This window comes from Pseudomonas sp. PA-6-3C, assembly GCF_021605825.1.
Taxonomy (GTDB): domain Bacteria; phylum Pseudomonadota; class Gammaproteobacteria; order Pseudomonadales; family Pseudomonadaceae; genus Aquipseudomonas; species Aquipseudomonas edaphica.
In genome coordinates this window covers 1-3,278 of sequence record NZ_WKDV01000091.1, presented here as the reverse complement: position 1 = coordinate 3,278, position 3,278 = coordinate 1, and the positions used below count along the sequence as shown (strand labels likewise).

Below are 3,278 nucleotides of genomic sequence, written 5' to 3'. Positions count from 1 at the left end.
AATTCGCCCGCCCTGGTTATTGATCAGCCCCGTCGCATTCAGGCTCAGCGATTGGCCGGCCGAGACCAGGCCGGCGACGTTATCCAGTTCATTCAGTTGCAGCGTGACCTGCGCCTGGCTCGACAGCTCGCCGTTGCGGTTGATCAGTTGCCCGATACCCGCCGTGAGGTTGCCGGTGCTGGTGACCAAACCACCTTGGCTGTTGAGCAGTTGCCCGGCGGTGATCCCAAGACTGCCTGCGCTGAGGAGGCGGCCCTGGTTCTGGTTGTCGATCTGCGTGGCCGTCAACTGTGCGTCGCGCCGGGCGCTCAAGGTACCGCCCTGGTTGGCCAGTTCGCCGCTGTTGACGCTGAGGTCGCGGCTGGCGATCACGGTTTTGCCGGTATTGTCGATGGCCTGCGCGGTCAAGCGTACATCGCCCTGGGCATTGCGGCTGTTATCGGCGTTGACGCCTGCTTCGATGATCCCGTTGTTGGTCAAGCGGCCGCCGGCGTCCAGCGCGATGCTGTCCTTGGCGGCCAGGGTTTGTTGCGTGGTGAGCGCACCCTGGGTTTTTACCGACAGATCAGTACCGGCGTAGACCGCCGCCTTGGCTTGCAAGCTGGCCGCTTTGACGGCGACAGAGGTGCCTGCCGTGGTTGTGCCCATGACCACATTGCCCGCAGCATCAATCTGGATATCACCACCGGCGACCATATCGCCCGACAGCTTCACGCCCACACCGGCCTCGGTGCCGATCAGCTTGACCGCGCCCACATACATGCCGCCCAACGCCGACGAGTCAATCGCCAGGTCTGGCGCCTGGCTGCCGTCGGCCGCCCGTGCGGTGGCATTTAAAGTGCGTGCGTCGACATCGTTGCGCCCGGCGACGATGGTGAGTTTTTTCGCCTGGATCTGCGCATTGATGGTGGTAGCGCGGGTGATGATTTCAAACTGGTCGACATTGGTCGCGTTGAGGCCCGCGCCTTCGATGGCGACGTTGCCTTGATCGACTTGATAGCGGCTGATCTGGCCGTTTTCGATCACCGCTTTACCGGTGGTCAGCGTGACTTGCGGCGTGTTGATAAAGCCGCAACCGTTGCAACTGATGCCATACGGGTTGGCGACAATCACATGGGCCGACTGCCCCGCCACTTCGGTGTAGCCGCGCAGTTGGCTGGGGCTGCCACCGTTGACTTCGTTGAGGATGATATTGGCAGCGGTGCCGCGCAGGTTCGGGTTGCCGACAATGATGCCGCCCAGTTGTGTGGCCTGGGTGCGGTCGGTGGCGTTGTTGAGGATGACGCCGTTGGCACCGACGTTATAGTCATGAAATTGGTTGTGCGAGAGGCCATTGGCATTCGGTGCGGCGATATTGACGATGGGCACGCCATTGCCCGCCTGCGCGAGGCCTGTGCCCGGCGCACTGACCACAATGCCGTCGGCCTGGGCCAGCAACGGGTGCCAGAACATCGCGTTGGCCAGGATCAACGCCAACCCGCGTTTAGGCAGCCCCAAAAAGTGGGAACGGCTTTTTACGGCAGCAGAAGGCTGGCGCGCGAGGAAAGCGAACTGGCGAACGTCCATGTTGTGTCTCGATACCCGAAGGCGGTAAAAAAATTAAAGGAAAAAATCCATACGGAAATAGATCGGCGCTTCACGCTCTGTGATAGCGGCCGGTCGTTCCAAAGAGTGGGCAAAGGTCACGCTGGCGGCGACGTTTTTGCCACGGGCAAACAGCTCCACCGAGTTGCTGCTCATGCGCCCATGCTGCTCGGCGTTGTAACGGTCGCGGCTGATCACGCCCTGGTCATAACCGAGGCTGGTGCCGTATTCGCTGAGCACCGGTTGCAGCCAGGCCCAGGTCACCGGGCGGCTCCAGCGCAGGTCGTTGCGCCAGTAGCCGCCGCTGTCGCCGGACAGCATCTGGTCCTTGTAGCCACGGATCGACGACTGCCCACCCAGGCTCATGCGCTGCGGGCTGAACAGCACATCTTCGCTGTGCTGGCCGGTCATCAAACTGCTGAAGCTCAAGGACTCGCCCCACAGCTTGAACGGGTACAGGTAGCTGACGGTGGCCGTGTATTTGCGGTAGCGCGCATCGGCCTGGCCGTTCCGGGGGTGGTGATTGGCCTGGGCGTCAAAGGCACCGATGCCGTCTTGCATGCCGAGGTCGATGTTGAGAAATGAACTGCCGATACGTCGGCCGTGGTTGATGCCGAACTGGGCTTCGCTGAGGCGGTTGCTGCTCAGCGCCAGCTTGCTGTCTTCAATGAAGTTATTGGTGCGCAGGTAGGCGACGCCGGTGCTCAGGGAGGTTTTGCTCAAGGCGTCGCGGTGAACGACACGCTCCAGGCGCAACTGGTGGCTCTGGCTGTCGCCGGTCTGCTTGAACTTGAAGTTGTTGGCCTCGGCCCGAGAGCGGTATTCGCTTTCGGTGTAGCTGTAGGTGAGGTTCCACCAGCCGAAGGGCAAGCTGTAGTTGAGCATCGAATTGCGCGAGGTTTTCTGGTGATCGCTAACCGCATCGTGGCCGCCACGCAACGAAAGTTGGTCGGCCAGGCCCAGCGGGTTGTCCCAGTCGAGGCTGGCGCCCCACTGTTGTTCGCCGGTGCTGCGCTGGCCGCCGTTGTGCCGCGACAGGCCGACACGCCAGGGCTTTTGCGGGGTGTTTTTGACCAGTACATCACTGCCGCCCACGGCCTTGCCCGGCGCCAGTTCCATCTGCGCCTGGTTCGAGGGCAAACGGTTTAGCTGATCGACCATCTGCTCGATTTCACGCAGGTTGAGCAACTCGCCTTGTTTGCCGGGAAAGCTCATCGCCAGTTGGCGGTCGGTGATGCCGCTGCTTTCGGCGCCTTTCAGGCTTTCGAGCTTGCCCTCGACTACCTGAATTTTGAGGTTGCCGCTGGAAAGGTCTTGCTGTGGCAGATAAGCGCGACTGGTGACCAGGCCCTTGGCCAGGTAGCGGTCGGTGATGACCTTGAGCACTTCGTTGAGCTGCGGCACGCCGAGGCATTGGCCGATGTAAGGCTTGATCAGCGCGTTGCGCTCGTCTACGGACAGGGCGTCGGCGCCTGCGAGCTCGATGGTTTTGATCGGGAAGCAACGGGTGTCGGCAGGCGTCGCCGGAGCTGCAGGGGCGGCGGATTTACCGGGCAGATCCTTGAGTTCTTCGAGGCGCCGCTGCTGCTCTTCGAGCAGGCGGTCCTGACGGTCGCGGATCAGGTCGGTGATGCCGGGGGTGCTCTGCGGGGGCGCGGCGTGCGCTAATCCGGCGGTGCCCAGGCAGAAAAAAA

2 protein-coding genes are annotated in these 3,278 nt (G+C 62.2%); both read right to left on the bottom strand.

Annotated elements, in window-relative coordinates; all coding sequences use genetic code 11:
• Positions 1-1,566, bottom strand: a 1,566-nt coding sequence (locus GIW48_RS29560; RefSeq protein ID WP_236472988.1) for a filamentous hemagglutinin N-terminal domain-containing protein, incomplete at its 3' end; no start/stop codon positions are given.
• 33 nt (positions 1,567-1,599) lie between these two features.
• Complete coding sequence (locus tag GIW48_RS29555) at positions 1,600-3,267, bottom strand: ShlB/FhaC/HecB family hemolysin secretion/activation protein (protein WP_236490698.1); 1,668 nt, start codon at positions 3,265-3,267, stop codon at positions 1,600-1,602.
• Between the last annotated feature and the right edge of the window lie 11 nt (positions 3,268-3,278).